25 protein-coding genes are annotated in these 23,636 nt (G+C 72.4%); 11 read left to right on the top strand and 14 right to left on the bottom strand.

Features of this window, described 5'->3' with window-relative positions; all coding sequences use genetic code 11:
- The first annotated feature begins 1 nt into the window (after position 1).
- Positions 2-691, top strand: a complete 690-nt coding sequence (locus tag ACFWP3_RS05365) for a GNAT family N-acetyltransferase (RefSeq protein WP_384216396.1) — start codon at positions 2-4, stop codon at positions 689-691.
- A 12-nt stretch (positions 692-703) separates the two neighbouring features.
- Here the strand turns inward: ACFWP3_RS05365 and ACFWP3_RS05370 are convergent, their stop codons facing one another.
- Positions 704-1,030, bottom strand: coding sequence for a hypothetical protein (locus ACFWP3_RS05370; protein ID WP_384216470.1), 327 nt, complete (start codon positions 1,028-1,030; stop codon positions 704-706).
- Positions 1,031-1,289: 259 nt separating this feature from the next.
- Here ACFWP3_RS05370 and ACFWP3_RS05375 point away from each other — a divergent pair, with 259 nt between their 5' ends.
- Entirely contained in the window at positions 1,290-1,751 is a 462-nt protein-coding gene (locus ACFWP3_RS05375) for a pyridoxamine 5'-phosphate oxidase family protein (protein ID WP_384216398.1), read from the top strand.
- A 39-nt stretch (positions 1,752-1,790) separates the two neighbouring features.
- Here ACFWP3_RS05375 and sigJ read toward each other — a convergent pair whose 3' ends face one another.
- The gene (gene sigJ, locus ACFWP3_RS05380; RefSeq protein WP_384216472.1) at positions 1,791-2,747 is read right to left on the bottom strand and encodes an RNA polymerase sigma factor SigJ; all 957 of its coding nucleotides are present in this window, start codon (positions 2,745-2,747) and stop codon (positions 1,791-1,793) included.
- Between the two features lie 194 nt (positions 2,748-2,941).
- Here sigJ and ACFWP3_RS05385 point away from each other — a divergent pair, with 194 nt between their 5' ends.
- Entirely contained in the window at positions 2,942-3,388 is a 447-nt protein-coding gene (locus ACFWP3_RS05385; RefSeq protein ID WP_384216400.1) for a hypothetical protein, read from the top strand.
- Here ACFWP3_RS05385 and ACFWP3_RS05390 read toward each other — a convergent pair.
- Positions 3,376-4,488, bottom strand: coding sequence for an ABC transporter substrate-binding protein (locus tag ACFWP3_RS05390; RefSeq protein ID WP_384216402.1), 1,113 nt, complete (start codon positions 4,486-4,488; stop codon positions 3,376-3,378). The two genes, ACFWP3_RS05385 and ACFWP3_RS05390, sit on opposite strands and share 13 nt — an antisense overlap.
- A gap of 261 nt (positions 4,489-4,749) precedes the next feature.
- Between ACFWP3_RS05390 and ACFWP3_RS05395 the strand changes: the two genes are divergently transcribed.
- Positions 4,750-5,220, top strand: coding sequence for a hypothetical protein (locus ACFWP3_RS05395; protein WP_384216404.1), 471 nt, complete (start codon positions 4,750-4,752; stop codon positions 5,218-5,220).
- An 8-nt stretch (positions 5,221-5,228) separates the two neighbouring features.
- Here ACFWP3_RS05395 and ACFWP3_RS05400 read toward each other — a convergent pair whose 3' ends face one another.
- Positions 5,229-5,885, bottom strand: coding sequence for a TetR/AcrR family transcriptional regulator (locus tag ACFWP3_RS05400; RefSeq protein WP_384216406.1), 657 nt, complete (start codon positions 5,883-5,885; stop codon positions 5,229-5,231).
- Between the two features lie 366 nt (positions 5,886-6,251).
- Between ACFWP3_RS05400 and ACFWP3_RS05405 the strand changes: the two genes are divergently transcribed.
- A complete protein-coding gene (locus tag ACFWP3_RS05405) occupies positions 6,252-7,424 on the top strand; it encodes an agmatine deiminase family protein (RefSeq protein WP_384216408.1) in 1,173 nt (390 codons plus the stop codon).
- 23 nt (positions 7,425-7,447) lie between these two features.
- Here ACFWP3_RS05405 and ACFWP3_RS05410 read toward each other — a convergent pair whose 3' ends face one another.
- Positions 7,448-8,209, bottom strand: a complete 762-nt coding sequence (locus ACFWP3_RS05410) for a TetR/AcrR family transcriptional regulator (protein ID WP_384216410.1) — start codon at positions 8,207-8,209, stop codon at positions 7,448-7,450.
- A 167-nt stretch (positions 8,210-8,376) separates the two neighbouring features.
- On the opposite strand from ACFWP3_RS05410, the gene ACFWP3_RS05415 reads away from it, so the two are divergent.
- Positions 8,377-9,816, top strand: a complete 1,440-nt coding sequence (locus ACFWP3_RS05415; protein ID WP_384216412.1) for a M6 family metalloprotease domain-containing protein — start codon at positions 8,377-8,379, stop codon at positions 9,814-9,816.
- Positions 9,817-9,897: 81 nt separating this feature from the next.
- Positions 9,898-10,608 (top strand): hypothetical protein, encoded by a 711-nt coding sequence (locus ACFWP3_RS05420; RefSeq protein ID WP_384216414.1) that lies wholly within the window; start codon positions 9,898-9,900, stop codon positions 10,606-10,608.
- Between the two features lie 21 nt (positions 10,609-10,629).
- Here ACFWP3_RS05420 and ACFWP3_RS05425 read toward each other — a convergent pair whose 3' ends face one another.
- From ACFWP3_RS05425 to ACFWP3_RS05445, 5 genes are all read right to left on the bottom strand, one after another.
- On the bottom strand, positions 10,630-12,045 hold the full coding sequence (locus ACFWP3_RS05425) for an SMI1/KNR4 family protein (protein ID WP_384216416.1): 1,416 nt from the start codon (positions 12,043-12,045) through the stop codon (positions 10,630-10,632).
- A 42-nt stretch (positions 12,046-12,087) separates the two neighbouring features.
- Positions 12,088-12,690, bottom strand: coding sequence for an HD domain-containing protein (locus ACFWP3_RS05430; RefSeq protein WP_384216418.1), 603 nt, complete (start codon positions 12,688-12,690; stop codon positions 12,088-12,090).
- Positions 12,691-12,775: 85 nt separating this feature from the next.
- Positions 12,776-12,970: a DUF4253 domain-containing protein gene (locus ACFWP3_RS05435; RefSeq protein WP_384216474.1), complete on the bottom strand. Its 195-nt coding sequence runs from the start codon at positions 12,968-12,970 to the stop codon at positions 12,776-12,778.
- Between the two features lie 13 nt (positions 12,971-12,983).
- Positions 12,984-13,649, bottom strand: a complete 666-nt coding sequence (locus ACFWP3_RS05440) for a response regulator (protein WP_384216420.1) — start codon at positions 13,647-13,649, stop codon at positions 12,984-12,986.
- Positions 13,646-14,608, bottom strand: coding sequence for a HAMP domain-containing sensor histidine kinase (locus ACFWP3_RS05445; RefSeq protein ID WP_384216476.1), 963 nt, complete (start codon positions 14,606-14,608; stop codon positions 13,646-13,648). Before ACFWP3_RS05445 ends, ACFWP3_RS05440 begins: the two co-directional genes overlap by 4 nt.
- A gap of 280 nt (positions 14,609-14,888) precedes the next feature.
- On the opposite strand from ACFWP3_RS05445, the gene ACFWP3_RS05450 reads away from it, so the two are divergent.
- The 3 genes from ACFWP3_RS05450 to ACFWP3_RS05460 all read left to right on the top strand — a co-directional run bounded on the left by ACFWP3_RS05450 (position 14,889) and on the right by ACFWP3_RS05460 (position 17,410).
- Positions 14,889-15,359 carry a cation:proton antiporter regulatory subunit gene (locus ACFWP3_RS05450; protein ID WP_384216422.1) on the top strand — a complete coding sequence of 157 codons (471 nt, stop codon included), beginning with the start codon at positions 14,889-14,891 and terminating at the stop codon, positions 15,357-15,359.
- Positions 15,360-15,366: 7 nt separating this feature from the next.
- Positions 15,367-16,611, top strand: a complete 1,245-nt coding sequence (locus ACFWP3_RS05455; RefSeq protein ID WP_384216424.1) for a cation:proton antiporter — start codon at positions 15,367-15,369, stop codon at positions 16,609-16,611.
- Between the two features lie 70 nt (positions 16,612-16,681).
- Positions 16,682-17,410, top strand: coding sequence for a carbonic anhydrase (locus ACFWP3_RS05460; RefSeq protein ID WP_384216426.1), 729 nt, complete (start codon positions 16,682-16,684; stop codon positions 17,408-17,410).
- 77 nt (positions 17,411-17,487) lie between these two features.
- On the opposite strand, the gene ACFWP3_RS05465 is transcribed toward ACFWP3_RS05460, so the two are convergent.
- Complete coding sequence (locus tag ACFWP3_RS05465) at positions 17,488-18,351, bottom strand: hypothetical protein (protein WP_384216428.1); 864 nt, start codon at positions 18,349-18,351, stop codon at positions 17,488-17,490.
- Between the two features lie 167 nt (positions 18,352-18,518).
- Positions 18,519-19,802: an extracellular solute-binding protein gene (locus tag ACFWP3_RS05470; protein WP_384216430.1), complete on the bottom strand. Its 1,284-nt coding sequence runs from the start codon at positions 19,800-19,802 to the stop codon at positions 18,519-18,521.
- Positions 19,803-20,103: 301 nt separating this feature from the next.
- Between ACFWP3_RS05470 and ACFWP3_RS05475 the strand changes: the two genes are divergently transcribed.
- Complete coding sequence (locus tag ACFWP3_RS05475) at positions 20,104-21,339, top strand: M20 family metallopeptidase (protein ID WP_384216432.1); 1,236 nt, start codon at positions 20,104-20,106, stop codon at positions 21,337-21,339.
- Positions 21,340-21,366: 27 nt separating this feature from the next.
- Here the strand turns inward: ACFWP3_RS05475 and ACFWP3_RS05480 are convergent, their stop codons facing one another.
- A complete protein-coding gene (locus tag ACFWP3_RS05480; protein WP_384216434.1) occupies positions 21,367-22,299 on the bottom strand; it encodes a carbohydrate ABC transporter permease in 933 nt (310 codons plus the stop codon).
- A complete protein-coding gene (locus ACFWP3_RS05485) occupies positions 22,296-23,627 on the bottom strand; it encodes an ABC transporter permease subunit (RefSeq protein WP_384216436.1) in 1,332 nt (443 codons plus the stop codon). The genes ACFWP3_RS05480 and ACFWP3_RS05485 overlap by 4 nt, the downstream gene beginning before the upstream one ends.
- Positions 23,628-23,636 lie beyond the last annotated feature (9 nt).

A 23,636-nucleotide genomic window follows, 5' to 3' on the forward strand; every position in this document is an offset into this window, starting at 1 on the left:
CATGAGCACACGTCCACCCATGCCACTGCCGTCGGACGGGTACGGGATCCGGTGCGCCCGACCCGCCGAGTCCGGGGCGATCGCCGCGCTCCTGGCCCGCGCCTTCGCCGACGACCCGGTCATGGCGTGGATGATCCCCGGCGCCGCCGGCCGGGAGCTCCGGATCGCCCGCTACTTCAAGCTGGCCCAGCGGCAGCAGCGGCCGCGCGCGGGAGCCGTACGGGTCGCCGCGACCGGCGAAGGGCGGCTGCTGGCGGCCGCGCTGTGGTCGGGGCCCGGCCGCTGGGACACCTCCCCGATGCGGGAGCTGGCGGCGCTCCCCCACTACGCCCGAGTCTTCGGCGTCGGCGGGCTGCAACGGGCCGCGCAGGTCCAGAACGCCCTGCACGAGGCCCATCCGGACACACCCCACTGGTACCTGCCGACCGTCGGAACGGACCCGGGGCTCCAGGGGACGGGAGTCGGCTCGGCGCTGCTGCGCCAGCAGCTGACCGACTGCGACCGGCTCGGACAGCCCGCCTACCTGGAGTCCAGCAAGGCCGCCAACATCCCCTTCTACGAAAAGCTGGGCTTCCGCGTCACCGGTGAGCTCCCGCTCCCGGAGGGCGGTCCGGCCATCTGGCCCATGTGGCGCGAGCCCGCGCCCGCGGCCGGACCCGCGCCCCACCAGGAGCCGGCAGCGGGCCGCTGAGGCCGGCCGGCCTCAGCGGAACTCGTGGACCACCTCGATCCGGCCGACGATGTGCGCGTTGAAGTCCTCCAGCTCCTCGGCCGGAACCCACAGCTCGAGGATCGTCCGCCCGCCGGCCTGCTGGACGGGATAGCGGCCGAGGAAGTCCGAGTCGACCTCGAACCGGGTGACGAAGCCGACGCCGCTGTGCTTCACGTTCCAGTCCCTCGCGATCCTGATCGCGTAGTCCTCGTTGAGGACCGGGTAGAAGATCGGCTGCTCGGGCAGCCGAGGGGGCCAAGCGCGCCAGTCCAGCTCGCGGACCAGGTCGAGCTCCTCGGGGCCGGTGGGGCGCCACAGGGTCGTCGTCGCTCGCTACCTGGTCATGTGAATCGCTTTCCGAAGGGGTTCGGCCGCTGGTGGGGCCGGTCTGATGACGGAGCGTACGGCGCCGCGAACCGGTAGCCACGCGGTTTCCGGGCCGGGTGACGCGTGGTCGAGCCGAGCGCCTCGACTGGCCGGGGCGGGGCGTGGCGCAGGCTGAAGGGCTGGTCGGTCTTGGGGAGTAGGGCCGACGGCCGTTGTGCGGCCCCACGACCGCTGGTTAGGGTCGGCGATCATGCAGAACACTGAATTCGTACGTCGCCCGGTGGCGGAACGCCGGCGCGACACTCTGGAACGGCTGGCCTCGGAGCGGGACGTCTGGGTGTCGACAGCACACCCTGATCACGGGCCGCACCAGGTGCCGTTGTGGTTCGCGTGGGACGGCCGCGCGGTGTGGATGTGCACCGGCGCGGCGTCGGCGACCGCGCGGAACGTCCTCGCGGAGCCGCGGGTGCGCCTGGCCCTGCCGGACACCTTCGATGTGGTGCTCCTGCAGGGCGAGGCGGAGTGCTTCGGCGACCGGGACGTGCCCGGAGACGCGGCGGACGCGTTCACCGGCAAGTTCGGCTGGGACCCGCGCACGGAGGACCGGCCCTACCTGTACCTGCGCGTGGTGCCGAGGACCGTGCGCGCCTGGCGGGGCGAGGCGGAGCTGCGGGGCAGGGTCATCATGCGCGACGGAGCCTGGCTGGCCTGACTTCCGTACCCCGGTCCGCCGGGCTGGGCCGGCCGTGGGTCAGAGCGGGCCGTCCTCGGTCCAGGCCCGGAGCTTCTCCGGGTTGCGGACCGCCCAGATGTGGGTGATGCGGCCGTCGCGGATGTCGAAGGCGGCCACGGTCGCGGGGGCGCCGTTGAGCTGGGCGACGAGCCCGGGGCGGCCGTTGACCGTCCGTTCCACGAGCGTCAGCCCGGGGGCCTTGTCGGCGATGTGGATCAGGTACTGGGCGATGTTCCTGCCGCCTTCGACCGGGCGCAGGACGGTGCCGACCATGCCGCCGCCGTCGGCGGTCATCAGGGCGTCGGGGTCGAGGATGCCGACGAGGGCCTCGACGTCCTTGGATTCCCAGGCCTCCTTCAGGTTCCGTACGAGACCGGCGTGCCGGGCTGCCGGAGCGGCCTGCGTACGGGCGGAGCCGACGCGTCGGCGGGCCGAGGAGGCCAGTTGGCGGCAGGCCGCGGGCGTCCGGCCGACGATCTCGGCGACCTCGGTGAAGGGGTAGCGGAAGACGTCGTGGAGGATGAACGCCACGCGTTCGGCCGGTGTCATCGACTCCAGTACGACGAGGAAGGCCATGTTGACCGACTCGTCGAGGGTGACCTGGTCGGCGGGGTCGGCCGGTCTGTTCTCGGCCGCGGCGGGCCGCCCGCTGATCCACTCCGTACGGTCGGGCAGCGGTTCGGGGATCCATGCGCCGACGTAGCGCTCGCGCCGGACCCGTGCCGAGCCGAGCACGTCCAGGCAGACGCGGCCGGCGACGGTCGTCAGCCAGGCGCCGGGCGAGGCGATGGCCTCCTGCTGCTGCCGTGACATCGCGTACCAGCGGGTGTAGGTCTCCTGGACGGCGTCCTCGGCCTCGGCGAGCGAGCCGAGCAGCCGGTAGGCGAGGTTGATCAGCTGCCGCCGCTCGGCGACGACCGCACCCAGGTCAGGCTCGGACCGATCGTCGGGTCTCGGCTCGGACGGGGTGTTCATGCTCGTGGCCACTGCCTGGTTCTCCTCGTACGACGTCGGTCTCGGTCTCGGTCTCGTTCTCGTTCTCGATCCTTCGACGAAACAAGGGGCCGGGTTGTGAGGTCGGTGTTCGCCTGACATTTCGCGGGCCTGCGTCGTCGGATGGGCAGGACCCGAACGATCCACCGCCGCGAGGCAGAAGAGAGGCACACGTCATGGCCGTGCGAACGACCACAGCGCCGGGCAGGCTCACGTTCCCGCACGTCGCGCTCGCCCTGCAAACCCTGGCCCTCCTCTTCCAGTCGGTCACGGCCGGACTGCTGCTGACCTCGTCGTACGGGGCGATGCTGCATGACGTCGGATCGCGGGTGATGTACGGCGCGTCCATGCTGTACGTGCTCGCCGCGGTCCTGGCCTGGCGGCCGGGCGGCGGTTCGCCCCGCCCCGTCTTGTACGCGACCGGGTTCCTCGTCCTCGCCTCGGTTCAGGTGGTGTTGGGCATAACGCACCAGCCGACGCTCCATGTCCCGCTGGGGGTGGTCATGTTCGGCCTGAGCCTGGTCGCCCTGGCGCTGGCCCCGGCCCGGCACCGGACCTTGGCCCGGGCCGAGGCCGAGGCCCCGCCCCGGACCCGCGGTGTGGCTTCGCGTCAGCCGGCGTGAAGGACCCGGAAGCGGTCGGGGTCGGCCGGGTCCCGGTCGACGACCTGGACCGGCGGCCAGGCCCACTGCCGGACTCCGATGCCCGGCGGGCGGGAGAAGCGGATCTGCCCGCGGGTGCCTTCGACCGCGACCTGCGGCCAGGATCCCGCGATGCGCGCCCGGTCCGTGCCGTGGGAGCGCAGTACTTCGGCGAGGACGGCGATCGTGTCGTAGCCCTCGAAGGCGACGAACGAGGGCGCTTCGGCGAGCCGCTCGCGCAGGGCCGCCGCGACGCGCGCGCCGAGCGGGCCGAGGTGCTCGGGCAGGTAGCGCAGGAACGGGATCGCGGCGCCGTCCTCGCCCAGCAGCGCCGCCCATTCGGCGAACTCCGGCTGCCCGGCGGGAGCACCGATCGTGATGTCGGCGAGGCGCTCGTCGCGGCGGACGGCCCGGACGATCGGCACGGCCGGCTCCGGGTGGCCGACCAGGAGGAGGAGGGCCGTCGCGCGATGGCCGACGAGTTCGTCGCACAGGGCGGCCGGGGTGAGCGCGCTCGCGTCGAGTTCGATGAGGGTGCCGCCGCGGGGAGCGAGGTGGTCGCGCAGGATGCGGGTTCCGGAGGCCCAGTAGACGCTCGGCTGGGCGGCCACGGCGATGCGGCTGTGGCCCGCGCCCAGGAGGTGGTCCGCGTAGATCCGCCAGCCGTGGGACTGCGCCGGGGCGAGGCGCGCGACCCACTCCGTCGGCTGTTCGGTGAGTGCGTCGAGCACCGCTGACGAGCAGAGGAACGGCAGGCCGAGGGCGTCGGCCCGGGCGGCGGCGGCGCGGGCGACGACGCTGTGGTACTCCCCCGCCAGCGCGGCCACGCCCAGGCCGGCCAGTTCGTCCACGGCCGCCGCGGCCCGCTGCGGATCCGCCGCGGTGTCGCGGACCACCAGCTCCAGCGGCCGTCCGTCGATCCCGCCGGCGTCATTGACCTCGCGAGCGGCCAGTTCGAGGCCGGCGAGCAAGTGCCGGCCGGCCTCGACCCAGCCGGGGCGAGTCAGCGGAACGAGAGCGCCGATCCGGACGGACGATCCGTCAATGCGCTCCGTACCGGGCGGTGATGGGGGTGCGTTCATACCGGCGTCTCCCGTGTGTTCGTTCGCCGAGTACGTCACGGTACCTGGCGTACGCGACGGATGATCGCCGCAGGGGGCCGGCTACTGCATCAGGCAGGAAGGCACCTCCGGGTGCCGACTACGGTGCGTGGCGATGCGGTCACGATGGCAGCCGACGGGGTCGGGGCTTGACGAGTCACCCCGACAATATGACACTCGGAGTGCAAGTTGTTTTGTTGCAATTTGCTCCTATTGCACACTTTCCGTCACGGAAGGCGAGAGATGTCCGTCTACAGCGCCCCAGTGTGTTCCCGGCCGAGCCGCACCGAGCCGCGTACGTCGTCACCCAGGCGCGCGCCCCGGCTCGCGCGCACGCTCGCCTACGCCGCCGTGGGTGCGGCCGTGGGCGGCGTCTGGGCCTTCGGCGGGGAGACGCCCGCGTGGGAGCACGCACTGCGCGTCCTCGTGGTGGTGCTCTGCGTCAGCGTGACGGTGCGCTTCGTCGGCCGCCGTCTCGTGCGCATCGGAAGGCCCCCGGTGGACCGGAGCCTGTTCTTCGGTCTGGTGGCGGCGAAGGTGCTGCTCGTGGCCGTGGCGCTGCTCGTGGACTGGATCGCGGGCCTGTGGTTCTCCGAACCGGCTCTGATCACCGCCGGGTTCCTGTTCGTCCTGGTGACCGTGGGCGGTCCCGCCGTGCACGGCCGGTTGGCGCACGGGACCGGCCGCCGGGCGGAGCGGGCCGGGCGCGCGTAATCGGGGGGTCAGCTGGGTGCCGACCGGCCGGAGCGGGGGTGGTCGGTGGTGGCGAGCAGAGCGTGCACGGCCGTCTCCATCGTGCCGGCCGCCGCTTCGGCGCTCAGGCCGCTGCTGCGCCAGTGGTACCAGGCGCCCCAGGTCGTCACGGCGTCCAGTCCGTGGAGCACCTCGGCCCGGCGTGCGGCGGGAAGGCGTCCGAGTTCCTCGGCGAAGATCTCGGCCAGTCGCGCCCGGGCGAGGTCCAGCACCTCCCGGGTGACCTCGGCGACGCGGCCCGCCGGGGCTTCCAGGCGCATCAGGGCCAGCTGGGCCGGCGTGATCCACTCCAGGATCCGGGCCCGCTGTTCCGTCAGGGCCGCCACCCGAGTGTCGCGCGGACCGGCGGTCGGGAGCGGCCTGATCTGCTCGATCAGTTGCTCCAGGCGGCGGGTGATGGCCGTCTCCACCAGCTCGGACATGTCGGCGAAGTGGTGGAACACGAGGCGTCGGGACACGCCCGCGCGCTCGGCGACCCGCTCGGCGGGGAAGCTGGACTCCCCGTCGTCGAGCAGGGACAGGACGGCTTCGGCGATCTTCACCCGGGACTGGCGGCCGCGCTCGGCGCGACCGTCCGCGGCACGGTCCTCAGGCCGCGGCCCTCGGCCTCGGGCCGGCTGGTTCACGACGCCCCTCCCCCTTCGCTGGGTGCCATTGTCGCAAACGAACCTCCTGCTTCCGCCTGATGCGAGGCGTGCGTGGCGCGTCGGCTTCCCCCTGGGTGACCCTGCGTTCCGGACGTTCCTGGACATCGCCGGCACGGGCGGCGCCGGCCACGGGGCGGGCCGTCACGCCTAGCGGTTTGACTAAATTTTCAGTCAGTGTCAGGGTGGCGACACGAAGGCCGTACCCGCCGTCGCGGTACCAGCGATTCACGGGGCAGTGCGCGCACCCTGTTCACACCGGGCACGCGCCGCGATCCACTCCTCGCCCCACACGGCGGTCATCGCCGCCGGATCCCTGGTCCCGCAAGCCCAAGATCGGAGACCCCCATGTCCGAACTTCTCCCCTCCCGTCGCACGGCCCTGCGCGCGTTCGCCGGAGTCGGCGCGCTCGCCCTCGGCGCATCGGCGTGCGGGCCCGGCAGCTCCGGCCGGGCCGCCTCGCCCGCCTCGTCCACCTCCGCCAGCCCGGTCGCCCGTACGGACGCGGACCGGCGGCTGGGGGCCGAGTGGGAGAGCCACACCCGCACGTTCATGTCGTGGCCCGCGCTGGAGTCGGTCTGGGAGCAGGACCTGCGGTACGTACGCGAGGACATCGCCCGGGTGGCGCGGGCCATCGCGGAGTACGAGTACGTCGTCGTGATGGCCAGGCCGGACCAGCAGGCCGCGGCCCAGCGGGCGTGCGGCTCGCAGGTGGAGGTGATCCCGCTGGCCGTCGACGACCTGTGGGCCCGCGACACCGTCCCCGTGTTCGTGGAGGAGTCCGGCAAGGTCGTCGGTGTCGACTTCAACTTCAACGGCTGGGGCAACAAGCAGGAGCACAAGAACGACGCCCTGGTCGGGCGCACGCTGTTGCAGAAGTACGCGGTCCCCCGCGTCCAGGCCCCGCTGGTCTCCGAAGGCGGCTCCTTCGAGACCGACGGCGAGGGGACCCTGCTGATCACCGAGAGCTCGATCGTCAACGCCAACCGCAACCCGGGCAAGAGCCGCGACCAGATCGAGGCCGAGCTCAAGACGCTCCTGGGCGTCGAGAAGGTGATCTGGCTGGCCGGAGTGCGCGGCGAGGACATCACCGACGCGCACGTCGACAGCCTCGTACGGTTCACCGCGCCCGGCGTGATCCTCCTGGACCGGGCGTTCCCCGGAACCCCCGCCGATTCCTGGTCACGCTCGTCCGACCAGGCGAAGTCGGTGCTGAGCAAGGCGACGGACGCGCGGGGCCGCGGCTTCGAGGTCATCGACCTCCCGCAGCCCGACCCCGCCCGGATCACCGGCTACAGCGACGAATTCCTGTCCACCTACGCCAACTTCTACATCGCCAACGACTCCGTGTTCATGCCCCAGTTCGGCGACAAGAAGGGCGACGACCGGGCGCGCGGGATCCTGCGGGAGCACTTCCCCAAGCGGGACATCGTGCCCGTCAGGATCGACACGATCGCCACCGGCGGTGGCGGGATCCACTGTGCCACCCACGACCAGCCCGGCAAGCCGGCCGCCGAGTAGCCGCACGCCGCGCGGTCGGGTCGTCAGCGGTCGGGCAGGTAGCGGCCGAGCAGTGCGTCGAGGCCGGCGGCGAGCTGCTCCTCCCCGCCGCGGACGGCCAGGGCCGGGCCCAGCGACCGGAGCAGGGGGAAGTCCTTGACCGGGAGACGGTGCAGACCGAGCCGGAAGGCCGGATCTGGTTCGTCGGGGTTGTCCACGACCTCGCGCAGCTCGATGACGATGTAGCCCAGCACCCAGGAGATGAACGCCCGGTACATCTTGAGCGTGGTCTCCTCGTCCAGCCCTGCCGTGCCCAGGAGGGCCAGCAGGCGCTCGTGGGCGCGCAGCACCGCCGCGGGCCTGCGGGCCAGGGGGACCGTGAAGGGCCGTACGGCCACCAGCGGTATGACGTGCGGGTGGGCGAGGGCCACCCGGTACATGGCCCTCGCGATGCCCAGGAGCGCCTCGCGCCAGGGCGGCGCGGCCTCGTCGCGCGGGTCGGCGACGGCGTCCGCGGAGGCGGCGTCCGCGGAGGCGGAGGCGGCGGAGGCGGAGGCGGCGGAGGCGGAGGCGGCGGAGGCGGAGGCGGCGCTGTCCAGTGCCTGCTCCAGCTCGATGAACAGGCTCTCGACGAGGCCGTCCAGCAGGTCGTTCTTGCTGGGCGTGTACCGGTAGAGGGCCATCGTCTCCACGCCGAGTTCGGTGGCCACCCGGCGCATGCTCAGGCCGTCGAGCCCCTCCTCGTCCACCACGCGCAGCGCTGCCTCGAGGACGCGCCGGCGGCTGAGCGGGCTGCGGACGGCCATGGCCGCACCTCCGGAATTTCCGGCTCCGGCTCTGCCTTGACGACGGCATGGCGCAGGTGGAGCCTGTATACGTACAGCATAAACGGATGGCGTCCGTATACGCCCTAAACGCGGTCATTTCCCTCCTGGCCGTGCTCTGTGATCGTCCGAGCAAGTGAGTGGTCGCCATGCGACGCACGAATGCATCCCCCTCGTCACCGCACTGTTCCCGCACGCACCCCTGCCTGGCCCCGCTGGCCCCCGAGGCGCTGGCCCAGCTCTACGCCGAATACCTGGACCTGCTGGATTCGGGCCGGCTGCCGCGCTACACCACCTTCGAGGACTACTACTACACCTGGCGCTCCACCCGGCGCGCCGAACGGCTCATCGGCCTCGACGACGGCGCCGTGCGCGTCGAACCGAGCGCGGAGCGACAACTGATCACCAGGCCCGACAAGCAGCTCAGGGGCGTCGTGAACACGCTCGTCCTGCTCGTCGACTTCCCCGACAAGCCGCACCAGCCGGGCCACCGCCCCGGCCACTACGACAAGCTCCTGTTCAGCACGAACTCGCTGCCGACCGGCAGCATGCGGGAGTTCTACCGCACCATCAGCGACTTCGACGCCTTCGGGAGCAACGGCATCGACATCCAGGGCGAGGTGCACGGCTGGTTCCGGCTGCCACAGCCGCATTCCTTCTACGCCGACGGCAACTCGGGCATGGGCGACTTCCCGCGCAACGCGCAGGGCATGGCCCGGGACGCGGTGAAGCTGGCCAAGGCGGAAGGCATCGACTTCCGGCCGTACGACGCGCTGGAGGAGAACACGGTCACCGCGCTGTTCATCGTGCACGCGGGATCCGGTGCCGAGCGGACCAGGAGCCGCCACGACATCTGGAGCCTCAAGTGGGGCGTGCCGGGAGGCGTCGCCGTCGGCTCCGGCCTGACCGTGGAGACGTTCCTCACCGTGCCGGAGGATTGCGCGATGGGCCTGTGCGCCCACGAGTGGGGCCATCTGGCGGCGCGGTGGGCCGACTACTACGACACGGGCCGGCTGGACGCGACCAAGTCCAGCGGCCTGGGCAACTACTGCCTGATGGCGGCGGGCAACTGGGGCAACTCCGGCCTCACGCCGGTGTTCCCCAACGGAATGCTGCGCATGTTCCACGGCTGGGCCTCGCCGAAGCGCATCACGAGGACCACCAAGGACGTGGTGCTGCGGCCGGCCGCGGAGGGCGGTGACATGCTCTTCGTCCAGAACGCGGACACGATGGCGGAGGAGCAGTACATCCTCGTCGAGTACCGGCGCCGCCGGGGGCAGGACGCGTTCCTGCCGGACGCGGGCATCTCGGTCTACACGGTCGACGAAGCGATCGAGAACGTGAACAACGAGGACAACCTGGCGATCGAGCTGCTGCAGGCCGACGGCCGGCGCGACCTGGGCACGATCTTCGGCCGGGGCAACCGGGGCGACTCCTCGGACCTGTACCCCTCCCTGGGCAACAGGACCATCGGCAAGTCGACGAGCCCGGCGCTCAACCTGCCGGACGGCAGCTGGTCGGGCGTCACCATCGAGGTCGAGGGCAACCCCAACGACGACGAGATGGCCGTCGACATCCACATGGAGTGAGAGGAAGCGCTCGCCGGAGCCCCGCCGGAGCCTCCCCGACGCACCGTCGGACCTTGATCACCGTGCGGCTACCGTTGCCGTATGGAACGGTTCAGAATCCTCAGCAACCTCGCGGCCGACGGAACCGACGTCAACCCGGGGCGACTTGGCGAACTCGCCGCCGAACTCGACATACCGGTGGCCGACTTGCTCGTCGTCGCAGGCCGACCGGTACCGGTGGAGCTCCTTCCCCCGGAGCGCGACCCCGACGCCACGAAACGGTTCGCCTTCCGCACCAGCCACTGCGACCACGCGCAACTGGCCCTGCTGGAGGGCTTCGTCCGCTCGCTGCCGCGCCTCGCCGCCCCGGGGCCCTTCGTACCGCCGGTCTCGCCCTACCACCGTCCCGCCGAGACCGGCTCCGCCGCCGTGTTCAACGGGCTGATCCGCAACCGGGGCTTCGGCGTCGGCGAACTGCCCTTCCTGGGCCTGTCCCGCAGCACGCTGCTCGGGATGACGGCGGGCTGGGAGCCGAGTCCGCACCGGCAGCACCAGCTCTGCTCCGTCGCCGGTGCGCTGGGCTGGACCCTGCCCGACCTGTTCGCGGTCGTCGGCCAGCCGTACTCGGAGGAGCGCCGCCCGATCACGCTCTGCCGCCACGTCGGGCGGGTGTTCACGGCCGCCGCCCACTTGACCACCGCCCAGCTGGTCGCGGCCGCCGAGGAGGCGGACCGGCTGAGCGCACGTGAGGACGAGGGCGTGTGGCAGTCCGTCTCGCAGGGCTTCGTCGCGGAGTGCCCGGACTTCGCCTGACCTGCGCGTGGCGTTGCGGCGTTACGGCGTCGTCGTCGGCCGCTGTGCCACGGGTCCGAGGTCTCCTTCGAGCAGGGCCTGGACGATCCGGGGCCGGTCCCAGAGGGCGAGGAGTTCGTTGGCGATCTCCACGACGGACGCCGGGTCCTCGTCGCCGTACGGCGTGACGGCGGCGGCCGACAGGGTGCGGGGGACGGCGCCGGCGTCCAGCAGCGCACGCCATTCCCGCGGGCCGAGCTCCAGGTACTCCAGTCCGGTGAGCCCGGCGAGCTCCAGGGGGTCGGCCAGAGTGCCGGGGCGGGCGGTGAGGGTGCGCAGCCGGGGCAGTCCGGTGAGCGGGGCGAGGCTGAACCGCGTGCCGTCGCAGTCGCCGTCGCCGTCGCCGTCGCCGAGGGACAGGACTTCCAGGGCGGGGTGGGCAGCGTCCCGCACGGTCGCGAAGGCCCCGCTCCCGCCGCCCACCGCGGCCACGGCCACGGCCGGCGTCGGCAGCCGATCCGCGGGCGGGTCGGGGTGTTCCTTCCTGAGCCTGCCCAGAGCCAGGTCGGTGAGGGAGTCGGCCACGAGTTCGGCGCCGAAACTCTTCTCGTGGTCGATCAGGATGATCTGCCCCGAGTGGCCGCTCGGGCCGGGCGTCAGATCGACCGCGAGCCGGTCTCCCCCGCCGTTGTCGCCGAACGCGATCCATCCGGGTGAGCCGGCCAGTGCCTGCACCGCGGCATCGGGCCGGGTGACGGCCGTCTGCGTCGCGGCGAACGCCCAGCGGGGACTACGGCTCGCCCCGTCGACGACGTAGAGCTGGTCCAGGGTGAAGAGGTCGCAGCCCACCGGCCCGTACGCGTCCCTCCATTCACCCTTGTGTCCTGGTGCCATCCGGTAGAGCACTGCGAGCTCTTCGGGCAGCGCGACGCCGAGGCGCGCTCCGGCGGCGGCGATCTGCTCGTCCGTCGCCCCGGCGGTGGCGTCGGGCAGCCGCTCGCGCAGCGTGCGTTCCAGCAGCTCCGGATCGGCCGAGGGGGCCGGCCCCGCACCGGCCCTCGGATCCGGAAGGCGGCGCCAGGGCTCGGGCAGGGCGCCGTCGACCAGGAGGAGCACGCCGAGATCGGGTCTGCCGAAGGCGGTTTCCACGGCCGGGCCGTACCGGGTCAGGCGGAGCGTGGTCCTCCCGGTCGGCCGGATCTCCGCCGCGAAGACGACCTCGTCGACTCCCGCACGCGCGAGTGCCTTCCGTACCTGGTCCACGGCCCGCCGACAGGCCGGCGAGACCCGTCCCCGCAGGGGCAGGCTCCAGCCGTTCCGGCCCACACGGCCCGCTCCCCGGACTGACCCTGCCGCGGTATGCGCCTCCCTGCCGCCGGCCCGCAGGAGCCGCAGCACGGGCTCCCACAGGGCGACATCGCCTATCGAAGAAGGCAAGGAGGGGCTTTGGTCGACCATGAGCAGACCGTACTGGCCGTGCGGCCGGCCGACGGGGCCGGGTCAGCCGTGGACCGGGAACTGCGCCTGGAACGCCAGGCGACGGCCCGCGTCCGAACCGAGTCGGGTGAGCAGGTCGTCGAGCGCGAGGTACTCCTCCCACGGCTCCCGCCCGGAAGCCGCGGACAGCGCCTTGACGAGCCTGTCCTCCAGGTCGGGGACGCGCTTGTCCTTCCAGACCTTGTCGGCCGTGCTGACCAGGAGCTCCTCGACGGTCACGGCGGGGTCGTCCCAGCCGGCGTGGGTGGCGGCGTACCGGGCCAGGGCGGGCGGGAACCCGTGGCTCAGCAGCAGATCGCGACCGGCTTCCTCGTGTGCCGAGCCGGGCCCGGCGAGTTCGTCGGGGTGCAAGGTCTTGCCCACGTCGTGGGTCGCCGCACCGAAGAGGACGCCGTCGCGGTCGACGGCCAGAGCGGGATGGTGATCCCGTACCCAGTCGACGAGCTCGACCGCGACGTCGTGGACGGCGCGCAGGTGCGCCGCCAACCTGGGCGAGGCGTCGAGGGAACGCAGGAGTTCGGCCACCACGGGCGGCAGCGGCCGCAGAGGCGGCTCGCCCGAGGCGTCGAGCGCACGGGACAGCAGGTCCGAAGGCGTCGCGGTCATCCGGCAGACCCTACTCGTCGCGTCGCCCGGGCGGGCGGGTGCGCGTCCTGCGATGCCCCACCAGGTCGGGCCCACGTCGGCGGGCTCAGTCCCACCACAGCGACCACACGGTGGACCGGGCCATCGCGTCGCCGGCAATCTGCGGGTCCTGCACCGTATCGCTGCAGAAGCCGGTGAGTTCCGTGGCGGCCTGGGCCGCCGCCCTCGGCGTCAGGGGCGGCCTGTCGACGACCAGTTCCAGGTACGCCCCGCGCGCGAAGTGCGGAGACGAGCTGGTCAGCGGTCAGGTGCGGTCAGGGTTCGATGAGACCCACGCGGATGGCGTAGCGGGTGAGTTCGAGGCGGTCGCGCAGGCCGAGTTTCTGCAGCAGGTTGGCGCGGTGGCGCTCCACGGTCTTGGGGCTGATGACGAGAATCTCGCCGATCTCCTTGGAGCTGTGGCCTTCGGCGACGAGTTTGAGGATCTCCTCCTCGCGTTCGGTGATGGGCCGGTCCGGGAGCGGGCCGCCGCTGCGGGCCCGGTCCAGGTAGGTGCGGATGAGGGTGGTCTCGGCACCGGGGTAGATGAACGGTTCGTCCCGCAGCACGGCGCGGCAGGCTTCGACGAGGTCGCGATCGGCTACGGATTTCAGGACGTAGCCGGAGGCTCCGGCGCGCAGGGCCTCGAAGAAGTACTGCTCGTTGTCGTACATGGTGAGCATCAGGATCCGCAGGCCGGGCCGGATGCGGGCGAGTTCGCGGGCGGCCTGCAGGCCGGTCTGGCGGGGCATGGCGATGTCGAGGACGGCCAGGTCGATGTCGAGGCTGCGGGCCTGGGCGACGGCTTCGGCTCCGTCGGCGGCCTCGGCGACCACGGTCAGGTCGGGTTCGGAGTCGAGGATGAGGCGTACGCCGCGCCGGACGAGGGTGTGGTCGTCGGCGAGCAGGATGCGGGCGGGCCGGGCGGCGGGCTGGGTCATCGTGCGGCCCTCGTGGTGTCGGTGGTCTCGGTGATGTCGAGCCGGACCTGGGTGCCGCCGCGCGCGTCGGCCTCGACGCGGAGTTCGGCGCCGATCAGCAGGGCGCGCTCGCGCATCCCCCGGATGCCCGCGCCCTCCGGTGCCTCGCCCAGCCCGTGCCCGTTGTCCCGTACCAGCAGGGCGACGCCGCCGCGGGGCAGGGGCCGGAGGTGGACCTCGACGCGGGTGGCGCCCGAATGCCGGGCGGCGTTGGTCAGGCCTTCCTGGGCGACGCGGTAGAGGACGAGTTCGGTGGCCGGGTCCAGGTGGGGCAGGCCGGGGGTGATGTGGGCGGTTACGCCCAGGCGCGGGGTGGTGAACTCGGCGGCCAGGGAGCGGATCGCGCTGTGCAGGCCGAGTTCCTCCAGGACGCCGGGGCGCAGCCGGCGGGCGATGCGGCGGATCTCGTCGAGGCTGGCGCGGGTGGTCTCCTGGGCCTGGTGGAGGTCGGTGCGGACCGGTTCGGGCGCGTGGTCGGCGGCGTGCTTGAGCTGGAGGAGGACGGCGGTGAGGGTCTGGCCGATCTCGTCGTGGAGCTCCTGGGCGATGCGTTTCCGCTCGGCTTCGAGCGCGGTCAGCACCCGGCCGCTGCTCGTGGCCCGCTCGGCTTCGAGCCGCTCCAGCATGGCGTTGAAGGTCTGCGTGAGTGCGGCGATCTCCCCGTCGCCGGTGACCGTCTGGCGGGCTCCGGGTTTGAGCAGGTCGGCGTGGGCCATGGCGCGGTTCAGCCGGGCCAGCGGGGCCAGGCCGACCTTGAGGAGCACTGCGTTGATGACGAGCATCGCGGCGAGCCCGGCCAGCAGGACGAGCGCCTCGCCGAACAGGACCGGCGTGGAGACGGTGACCGGGCCGAGCAGCAAACCCACCGCGACGGCCAGGACCCCGGCGTTCAGGAGGAAGATCCGCCAGTACAACGACACGGCCACACGCCTTTCCAGCCGGTCCCCCAGCATCCGTCACGGCCCCGCGACCATCCCGCACTCCGGCGCGCTGACCTGCGGCAGAGCCTACTTCCCCGGCCCATCCTCACGCTGGTGGAACGCTGCCGTCCATCCGTGGCGGCACCCATATTCCGGCCCGGCGGAAAGTGGCACGATGGGTCCGCCGAGCGGCCGGCTCCTGCCCGAGATCGCGCTGCCGCACACCGGCGTTCACGTACGGAAACGAACACGAGGGGGGACAGCTGTGCCTGCTCCACGGATGAGCACTACACCACTGCCCGGCATCGGGGTCCAGTACGACCTCACCACCCGCGAGCACCGCCACCTGTCGGTGATCGCGCACCGCGACGGCACCCGGACCGTGAACGTCTACCGGGCCGACGACCCCGACGCCTGCGCCCAGTCGCTGCACCTGACCGCGCCGGAGACCACGTCCCTGATCGACGCCCTGATGCCCGCCCACCACAGCCCGAGCGTCCTGCACACGACCGGTCTGGGCCTGGTGGCCGAACGGATCGAGCTGTCGGCGCACTCGTACTGGAACGGGCGGGTGCTGGGCGAGACCAGGATGCGCACCGAGACCGGCGTCTCGATCGTGGCCGTGCTGCGCCGGGCGGAGGCCCGTCCCTCGCCCGCGCCCGACTTCCGCCTGGCGGGCGGGGACACCCTCATCGTGATCGGCACCCGCGAGGGCGTCGACGCGGCCGCATCCATACTCGGACGGGAGTGAGACGCCTGTGCATTCCGCTCTCTTCCTGATCGAGTTCGGCGCGATCATCCTCGGCCTGGGCCTGCTCGGCCGGGTCGCCGGCCGCCTGAAGTTCTCCCCCATCCCCCTCTACCTCCTGGCCGGCCTCGCCTTCGGCACCGGCGGACTGCTGCCCATGGGCGCGAGCGAGGAGTTCGTGGCGATCGGCGCCGAGATCGGCGTCATCCTGCTGCTGCTGATGCTCGGCCTGGAATACACGGCCAGCGACCTGGTCTCCAACCTCAAGACCCAGTACCCGGCCGGTCTGGTCGACTTCGGCCTCAATGCGGTGCCCGGCGCCGTGGCCGCGCTCTTGATGGGCTGGGGCCCCGTCGCCGCCGTGGTCCTGGCAGGGGTCACCTGGATCTCCTCCTCCGGGGTCATCGCCAAGGTCATGGGGGACCTCGGCCGGCTCGGCAACCGCGAGACCCCGGTCATCCTCAGCATCCTGGTCCTCGAAGACCTGGCCATGGCCGTCTACCTGCCGATCATTACCGCCCTCCTGGCCGGTGTGAGCCTGGCCGCGGGCAGCGCGACCCTGGCCATCGCCCTCGGAGTCGCAGGAGCGGTCCTGTTCATCGCCGTGCGCTACGGGCGCCACATCTCGCGCTTCGTCTCCAGCGACGACCCGGAGAAGCTCCTTCTCGTGGTGCTGGGGCTGACGCTGCTCGTCGCGGGCATCGCCCAGCAGCTCCAAGTGTCGGCCGCCGTCGGTGCGTTCCTCGTCGGCATCGCCCTGTCGGGCGAGGTGGCCGAGGGCACGCACACCCTGCTCAGCCCGCTGCGGGACCTGTTCGCCGCCGTGTTCTTCGTCTTCTTCGGGCTGCACACCGACCCCGCGAGCATCCCGCCGGTCCTGCTGCCGGCCCTCGCGCTGGCGCTGGTCACCGCGGGTACGAAGATCGCGACCGGCTACTGGGCGGCCAAGCGGGCCGGTGTCGGGGTCAAGGGACGGTGGCGGGCGGGTGGAACGCTGGTCGCCCGCGGCGAGTTCTCCATCGTCATCGCGGGTCTCGCGGTCACCGCCGGGATCGAACCGGCCCTGGGCCCGCTCGCGACCGCGTACGTCCTGATCCTGGTGGTGGTCGGGCCGCTCACCGCCCGCTACACCGAACCCGCCGCGGCCTGGATCGGCCGTCGGCGCACTCCGTCCGGGCCGGTCCTGACCGGTGTGCCCGCCCAGCCGGCATCCCCGGAAGCCGTCCCGGACCAGGACCCGGTCGGCCGTACCTGAACGACGCCGTCGGGCCGTGCCGGGAGCGGCGGCCCGCACACCGGACCTAATACGTCTAGTTTGCCCCGATATGGTAGGCAATTCTGAACGTCATGCACCCTTCGGGCGTCGTCGGCTCGTCCGGGCCGGGCTGGCCGGAGCGGTGGCGGTGGCCGCCGGGCTGATGGCCGATTCACCTTCCACGGCCACCCGCACCGCGAGCAACACCGCTCGGCCCGGCACTCCCGAGTCCGCGCTGCGGGAACTCGCCGCGGGCAATGCCCGTTGGCGGACGTTCCACGAGCGGCATCCGGACCAGACCCGGGCCGTGCGGCAGACCCTGATCTCCGGTCAGCACCCGTTCGCCGCCGTCCTGGGGTGCGTGGACTCCCGCGTCCCGCCGGAGCTGGTCTTCGACCAGGGGCTGGGCGATCTGCTGACCGTGCGCTCGGCGGGCCCCGTACTCGACGAGGCGGTTCTCGCCAGCATCACCTACGGGGTCCTGGAGTTGGGCATCCCGCTCGTCGTGGTGCTGGGGCACCAGTCGTGCGGCGCGGTCACGGCCGCCGTGCAGGCCGCCCGGACCGGGGAGCGGCTGCCCGGGCACATGCAGTACCTGGCCGACCAGATCCGTCCGGTGATCGACCCCACCGTCCAGGGGGCGGCGCGCGTGGACGCGGCCATCACGGCGAACGTGCGGCTGGTGCGCTCCCGCCTGGTCGCCGAACCCGGCATCGCGGCGAAGGTCACCGCGGGCGAGCTGGCCGTGGTCGGGGCTCGGTACGAACTGACCAGCCAGCGGGTCCACCAGACCCGCTGACCCCGTACGGCGGCGCGGCCGCCGAGCCGGGAGGCCCGGGCCCCCGGCCCCCGGCCCCGGCCCCGGCCCCGGGCCCGTCATCGACTCTTCCGCAGCGCATACCGGTCCCCGGCGTCCGGATCGCCGACGTACCGGTACAGCTCCAGGCGCCCGGCCCTGCCCGCCACACCCCATTCCGGGAGCGAGCATCCGGCGACGTCGGCGTCGACCCGCTGGTCCCAGGTGGTGCGTCCGGTTCGGAAGGTCCACCTGCCCGGGCCGGAGCACGTGTGGCCCATGTCGTCGGAGCTGTCGCCGGGACCGAACAGGCCGATGCCCTGGGCCGTCACGCGGCCGTCCGCCTCGAAGGTCAGGTGCCCGCCCCGCCCGTCGGACCACGTGCCGACCACGGCCGCCGGGGTGATGGCGGGAGGGCGGTACGTCGGCACGATGTCCGTCCAGAGCACGAAGGCGCCCAGCAGGCCGACGCCCACCACCAGCGCCGTCCCGCGCGCCGCCACCATGCCGAGCAGCCCCGCCCGCCGCGGCCGGCCGAGCAGGGCGGCCACGGACAGGGCGGCGGTGGCGATCGCCCAGGTCCACAGCACGGTCGACCCGGTCCAGCCGCCGGCCAGGGCCGCGCCGGCGAGGGGTGCGAGCAGCGCCCCGACCGTCGCCGGCACCCAGCCCCACGCGTCCGGACCGCCGACCAGTCGCCCGAGGAGGTCGCTCAGGGCCACCGCCGGCAGCACCAGGCCCAGCGACAGCACCAGGCCCAGCACCACGAAGAGCCCGGTGAGGGACAGGAAGGACCCCACGGCCTCGGCGTAGTGCCCGCTGAACTCCGGTGGCTCCCGTGTCATGGCGTACAGCAGGCCGATCACCGCGGCGAGAAGCACCTCCAGGCACAACACCAGAGTCGAGACCACCAGCACCCGGCCGTAGGACCGCTTCGTTTCCACGGTCGCCCCCCTCCCGGCACGCCGAACGGGCACCGCTCCCGGTTCGGAGGGCGCCGCGCACCTCATACTGCCACTCGTCCTGAACGTGTTCAATTCATTGAGGGCATCGAGGGCGGTCCGGTCGGCCGGTCCGGTCGCCAGGGCAGGTCCGGCGGCCTGTCGGACCGTCAGCTCCCTTGGCCGGCCCGGTCCGCCCTGTCGGCGATGTCCTGCAGGACGGCCTTCGGGTCGGCGTTCGGCTCCACCGCGCGTCCGATGTTGCGCTTGATGGTGTCGCTGACCGCCATCCAGGACGGGTCGTTCACCGGGTAGAGCTGGGCGCCGCGCAGTGCGGCCAGGAACTGCTCGTCGTTCTTGTCGAGTCCGCCGCCGGCCGGGGTGCGCGAGGCGGTGACGGTGGACGGCAGCAGGTGGTAGCGGTTCGCGAAGTCCGAGAGGTTCTTGTCCTGGTAGACGAAGTCGAGGAACTTGCCGATCTCGGCGCGCTTGCCGTTCTGCTTGAAGGCCATCATCCAGTCGGCCACCCCGACCACCGGCGGACTGACGTCCGCGCCGAGCGTGTCCGACACGGGCATCGAGACGGTACCCACGCCGATGCCCTTGGCCGCCGCTTCGTGGGCGAGCGACGGATAGCCGTTGAGCATGCCGACCTCGCCCCGCAGGAACGCGGCGAAGGCGTCGGCTCGGTTCAGCTTGGCGGGCGGGACGGGGCCGGTGAGCCCGGGGGCCACCAGGCTGTCCTTGACCCAGCGCCAGGTCTCGATGTTCGCGTCGGAGGCCAGGCTGTAGTTGCCGCTGCTGTCGGCGTACCCGCCGCCGTTGCTCAGCTCCCAGATCATCGCCTCGGCGTGCGCCTCCTCCGGGCCCAGCGGCAGGGCGTACGGGAACTTCACGCCCTTGTCCTTGAGCGCCTTGGCGGCGGACCTGAGCTGGGACCAGGTCTTGGGCGGCTGGGCGATCCCGGCCTTGGCGAACAGGGCCTCGTTGTAGAAGAGCAGACGGCTGCTCGCCACGAACGGCAGTCCGTACAGTCTGGTGCCGACCGTGCCCGCCTCGGCCAGCGGCTGGAGGAAGTTGGCCTCGGAGGCGACGGGCAGGAGCTCGTCCGCGGAGTAGAGCCTGTCCTGGGCCGCGAAGTCCGAGTAGGAGCCCATCAGCGCCATGTCGGGGGCCTTGCCGGCCTTGACCATCTCGGATACCTGACGGTCGATGTCGGCCCACGGCAGGAGCTTGACCTCGACCTTGATCCCGGGGTTCGCGGCGGTGAAATCCGCCGTCACCTTGTCCCAGAAGGCCTTGGAGCTGGTGGCCGGGGTGTCGCCGTACTCGGCGGCCACCAGGCGCAGCGTGCCGCCGTCCGCCCCGTCCGCGGAACTCCCGCATCCGGACAGCGGTATCAACAGACCGAGCACGGCCGCGGTGGCGGACGTGCCGAGAATCCTTCGTCGCACGGGTGTCTTCCCCTGATCTTCGTTCTGGATTCCGAATACAGCTCATGTCGCTGCGGGCCGGGGGTGTCCCGCCTAGGCCCGTGGGCCGGAATTCTCTCCCGATCATGGCGGGATTGATTCCGCTTAGGAGAGATGTGTGGCCGATGGTCCCATCACGGACCTCCGCATCCGTAGCTTCCGACATGCGCGCACCGCATCGGACGCGCGTAGAAGTACCCAAGGCTCGGCTTCCACCCGGTTCGACTCGTTCGTGCCGACATGTGAGGCGTGGCGGCCCGGGATGCGGGGCAGTGATCGCCGTATGACCCGTTCTCACGGCCCCGCGCCCCCGGCGGCGTTCGGGGGGCTGCTCGCCGAGGCACAGGCCGCACTGCCGGACATCGTGGCCCTGCGGCGGAGCATCCACCGCTTCCCCGAGCTGGGCACGCATCTGCCCCGCACCCAGCAGGCCGTTCTGGAGGCGCTGGCCGGACTCGGGCTGGACCTGGCCACCGGCTCCCGCCTGAGCTCCGTCACCGCCACCCTCGAAGGCGCCCGGCCCGGCCCGGCGATGCTGCTGCGCGCCGACATGGACGCACTGCCCGTGGACGAGGAGAGCGGTCTGGACTTCGCCTCCGAGGTGCCGGGCGCCATGCACGCCTGCGGACACGACACCCACACCGCCATGCTGGTCGGGGCGGCCCGGCTGCTCGCGGCCCGCCGCTCGGAACTGGCCGGTCGCGTCGTCTTCATGTTCCAGCCCGCCGAGGAGTCCGGCGGCGGCGCCCGGCACATGATCGACGAGGGAGTGCTGGAGACCGCCGACGGCGGCGAGGTCACCGCCGCGTTCGCGCTGCACGTCACCACGCGCTTCGAATGCGGCACCTTCCACCTGCGGCCGGGCGCGACCTTCGCCGCCTCGGACGGACTGCGGGTGACCGTACACGGCCGCGGCGGGCACGCCTCGGCACCTCACCGGGCCCTCGACCCCGTCCCCGTCGCCTGCGAGATCGTGCAGGCCCTGCAGTCCATGGTGACGCGGACCGTCGACATCTTCGATCCGGCGGTGGTCACCGTCGCCTCGGTGCACGCCGGCACGGCGGGCAACGTCATCCCCGAGACGGCCGAGATCCGCGGCACCTTCCGCACCCTGTCCCCCGCCGCCCGGCAGCTGGTGCGCGACAACATCACCCGCGTCGCCCACCACGTCGCCGCCGCGCACGGAGCCCGTGCCGAGATCACCCTGACCGAGGGGTACCCGCCCGTCGTCAACGACCCGGCCGGCACGGCGGCCCTGCACGACACCGCGGCCCTGCTCCTCGGTCCCGACCGGGTCCACCACCTGGCCGAGCCCTTCATGGGCGCCGAGGACTTCTCGTACGTCCTGCAGCGGGTGCCGGGCACGATGGGCTTCCTCGGGACCCGCCCGCCCGGCGTCCCGCCCGAGGAGGCCCCCGACTGCCACTCCAACCGCGTCGTCTTCGACGAGGCCGCCCTGGCCACCGGGGCCGCCCTGCACGCGGCCGCGGCCCTGCGGGTGTGCCGGCCGGCCGGGTGACGGCACCCCTCGCGCCGGCCCGGCCGGCTATTTCACCGAGCCCGCCATCACGCCCTGGACGAAGTGCCGCTGGAAGGCGAAGAAGACGACCAGCGGAACCACCAGCGACAGGAACGCCCCGGGCGCGAGGACGCCGATGTTGCTCCCGAACTGCCGCATCTGGGACTGCAGCGCGACCGTCAGCGGCTGGGAGCCGCTGTCCGCGAAGAGCAGCGCCACGAGCATGTCGTTCCACACCCAGAGGAACTGGAAGATCGCCAGGCTCGCGATGGCCGGACGGCCGAGCGGCAGCACGAGGCGGGAGAAGATCCGCCACTCGCTGCCGCCGTCCATCCGCGCGGCTTCCAGCATTTCGCGCGGGATCTCGGCGAAGTAGTTGCGCAGCAGGAAGATCGCGAACGGCAGTCCGTAGGCGACGTGGAACAGGACGACGCCCGCGATCGTGCCGAACAGCCCCACGGCTCCGAAGAGTTTGGCCACGGGCAGCAGCCCGATCTGTACGGGTACGACCAGCAGCCCGACGACCACCAGGAAGACGCCGTCCCGGCCGGGGAAGTCCAGCCAGGCGAAGGCGTATCCGGCGAGCGCTGCGAGGGCGACCACCAGGACGGTGGTGGGTACGGATATCAGCAGGGTGTTGCCGAAGGCCTCGGCGATGCCGGAATCGGCCAGCAGGGCGCTGTAGTTGTCCAGGGACAGCTGCGACGGGTCGGTCAGGGCGGTCCACCAGCCGTCGGAGGCGTTGTCCCGCTCGGAGCGCAGCGACGACAGGAACAGGCCCGCCAGCGGGGTGATCCACACGAGGGCGACGAGGATCAGCACGCCCTGGACCAGGGAGTTGCCCAGCAGGCGCGACAGCCGGCTCCCGCGCCGCGGCCCGGGCGCGGACGGCACGGTGAGGGGCCGGACTGCTGCCGCCGGCGGGGCCGGTCGGCGCTCGATGGTGTGGTGGCCGCTCATGCTCCGCTCCTTCGGAATCGCCGGATGTTGAAGACCATCGCCGGGACGACCAGGAGGAGCAGGACCACGCTGAGCGCGCTGCCGAGCCCCTGGTCGTTGCCGCCGCCGAAGGAGACCAGCCACATGCGGGTGGCGAGTACGTTCGCCTCTTCCAGGACGGGTCCGGGCGCGATGATGTAGACGAGGTCGAAGACCTTCATCACGTTGATCACCAGGGTCACGAAGACGACGGTGAGCACCGGTGACAGCAGCGGAACGGTGATCTTGCGGAAGATCTGGCCCTCGGTGGCTCCGTCCATCCGCGCGGCCTCGAGCGCGTCGCGCGGGATGGCCGCGAGGCCGGCGCCGATCAGGACCATGGCGAAGCCGGTCCACACCCACAGGTAGGCGCCGATGATGGCCGGGGTCACGAGGGCCGGTCCGAGCCAGTTCACCCCCTGGTACGGGGGCTCGAAGTTGGCCGCGGGCAGCGAGAGGGTGTACGAGCCGTCGGGCAGCCCGGCGAAGCGGAAGGTCCCGTCTTCGGCCGTGGTGGCGGTCGCGGCCACCCGGCCGTCCCGTACGGCCTCGACGGTGATGCCGGGCAGTGCCTTCTCGCCCGGGTCGACCGTGCCCGGTGTGCCGGAGCCGCCGGGGGCGAAGTCGAGGTAGACGACTCCTCCGATGCCCGGTGCGCCGGGGGCCGGCGCGGCCGCGGCCTTGGCGCCGGCGGGCAGCGCGTCGGCCGCCACCCCGACGAAGCCGAGGCTGACCGGGTGGCCGGGGCGTACGGTCTCCGCGGTGCGGTACGGGCCGCCCGCCGTGCCGGTCAGTCCATGGCCCTCCCGGGCACGGGCCGTCGGGTAGGCGGCGGCGTCGTCGAAGGTGTCGTGGACGCCGACGACGGCGGCGTTGAGCACGCCCCGGCCCGGGTCCTGTTCGTAGGCGAGCCGGAAGATGATGCCCGCGGCGAGGAAGGACACGGCCATCGGCAGGAAGAGCACCAGCTTGAAGGCGGTCGCCCAGCGCACCTTCTCGGTGAGCACGGCGAGGAGCAGCCCGAGGCCGGTCAGCAGGGTCGGGGCGACGACGACCCAGATGGTGCTGTTGCGGATCGCCTTGAGGGTGGCGGGGTCCTGGATGATCGCCGCGTAGTTCCCGGCTCCGACGAAGCGGTCGCCGCTCGCGTCGAAGAGGCTGCGGCCGAGGGAGAAGAGGACCGGGTAGACGACCAGCGCGCCGAGGAGCAGCAGGGCCGGCAGGACGAAGACGACCGCGAGGCGGCGCTTCCTTCGCTGGGCCCGGCGCCGCCCGTCGGCGGGGGCGCGGGCGGTCACGGTGTCAGCCATGGGAGCGGC

Source organism: Streptomyces sp. NPDC058525, from assembly GCF_042719495.1.
Lineage (GTDB): Bacteria > Actinomycetota > Actinomycetes > Streptomycetales > Streptomycetaceae > Streptomyces.

What these genes read in the sequence shown, in the direction of transcription:
- ACFWP3_RS05375 (WP_384216398.1), top strand. Translation starts at nt 1,290, where the DNA reads ATGCAGAACACTGAATTCGTACGTCGCCCGGTGGCGGAACGCCGGCGC.
- ACFWP3_RS05365 (WP_384216396.1), top strand. Translation starts at nt 2, where the DNA reads ATGAGCACACGTCCACCCATGCCACTGCCGTCGGACGGGTACGGGATC.
- ACFWP3_RS05395 (WP_384216404.1), top strand. Translation starts at nt 4,750, where the DNA reads ATGTCCGTCTACAGCGCCCCAGTGTGTTCCCGGCCGAGCCGCACCGAG.
- ACFWP3_RS05460 (WP_384216426.1), top strand. Translation starts at nt 16,682, where the DNA reads ATGGTAGGCAATTCTGAACGTCATGCACCCTTCGGGCGTCGTCGGCTC.
- ACFWP3_RS05420 (WP_384216414.1), top strand. Translation starts at nt 9,898, where the DNA reads ATGGAACGGTTCAGAATCCTCAGCAACCTCGCGGCCGACGGAACCGAC.
- ACFWP3_RS05415 (WP_384216412.1), top strand. Translation starts at nt 8,377, where the DNA reads ATGCGACGCACGAATGCATCCCCCTCGTCACCGCACTGTTCCCGCACG.
- ACFWP3_RS05440 (WP_384216420.1), bottom strand. Translation starts at nt 13,649, where the DNA reads ATGACCCAGCCCGCCGCCCGGCCCGCCCGCATCCTGCTCGCCGACGAC.
- ACFWP3_RS05410 (WP_384216410.1), bottom strand. Translation starts at nt 8,209, where the DNA reads ATGGCCGTCCGCAGCCCGCTCAGCCGCCGGCGCGTCCTCGAGGCAGCG.
- sigJ (WP_384216472.1), bottom strand. Translation starts at nt 2,747, where the DNA reads ATGAACACCCCGTCCGAGCCGAGACCCGACGATCGGTCCGAGCCTGAC.
- ACFWP3_RS05405 (WP_384216408.1), top strand. Translation starts at nt 6,252, where the DNA reads ATGTCCGAACTTCTCCCCTCCCGTCGCACGGCCCTGCGCGCGTTCGCC.
- ACFWP3_RS05450 (WP_384216422.1), top strand. Translation starts at nt 14,889, where the DNA reads ATGAGCACTACACCACTGCCCGGCATCGGGGTCCAGTACGACCTCACC.
- ACFWP3_RS05385 (WP_384216400.1), top strand. Translation starts at nt 2,942, where the DNA reads ATGGCCGTGCGAACGACCACAGCGCCGGGCAGGCTCACGTTCCCGCAC.
- ACFWP3_RS05430 (WP_384216418.1), bottom strand. Translation starts at nt 12,690, where the DNA reads ATGACCGCGACGCCTTCGGACCTGCTGTCCCGTGCGCTCGACGCCTCG.
- ACFWP3_RS05390 (WP_384216402.1), bottom strand. Translation starts at nt 4,488, where the DNA reads ATGAACGCACCCCCATCACCGCCCGGTACGGAGCGCATTGACGGATCG.
- ACFWP3_RS05425 (WP_384216416.1), bottom strand. Translation starts at nt 12,045, where the DNA reads ATGGTCGACCAAAGCCCCTCCTTGCCTTCTTCGATAGGCGATGTCGCC.
- ACFWP3_RS05485 (WP_384216436.1), bottom strand. Translation starts at nt 23,627, where the DNA reads ATGGCTGACACCGTGACCGCCCGCGCCCCCGCCGACGGGCGGCGCCGG.
- ACFWP3_RS05480 (WP_384216434.1), bottom strand. Translation starts at nt 22,299, where the DNA reads ATGAGCGGCCACCACACCATCGAGCGCCGACCGGCCCCGCCGGCGGCA.
- ACFWP3_RS05475 (WP_384216432.1), top strand. Translation starts at nt 20,104, where the DNA reads ATGACCCGTTCTCACGGCCCCGCGCCCCCGGCGGCGTTCGGGGGGCTG.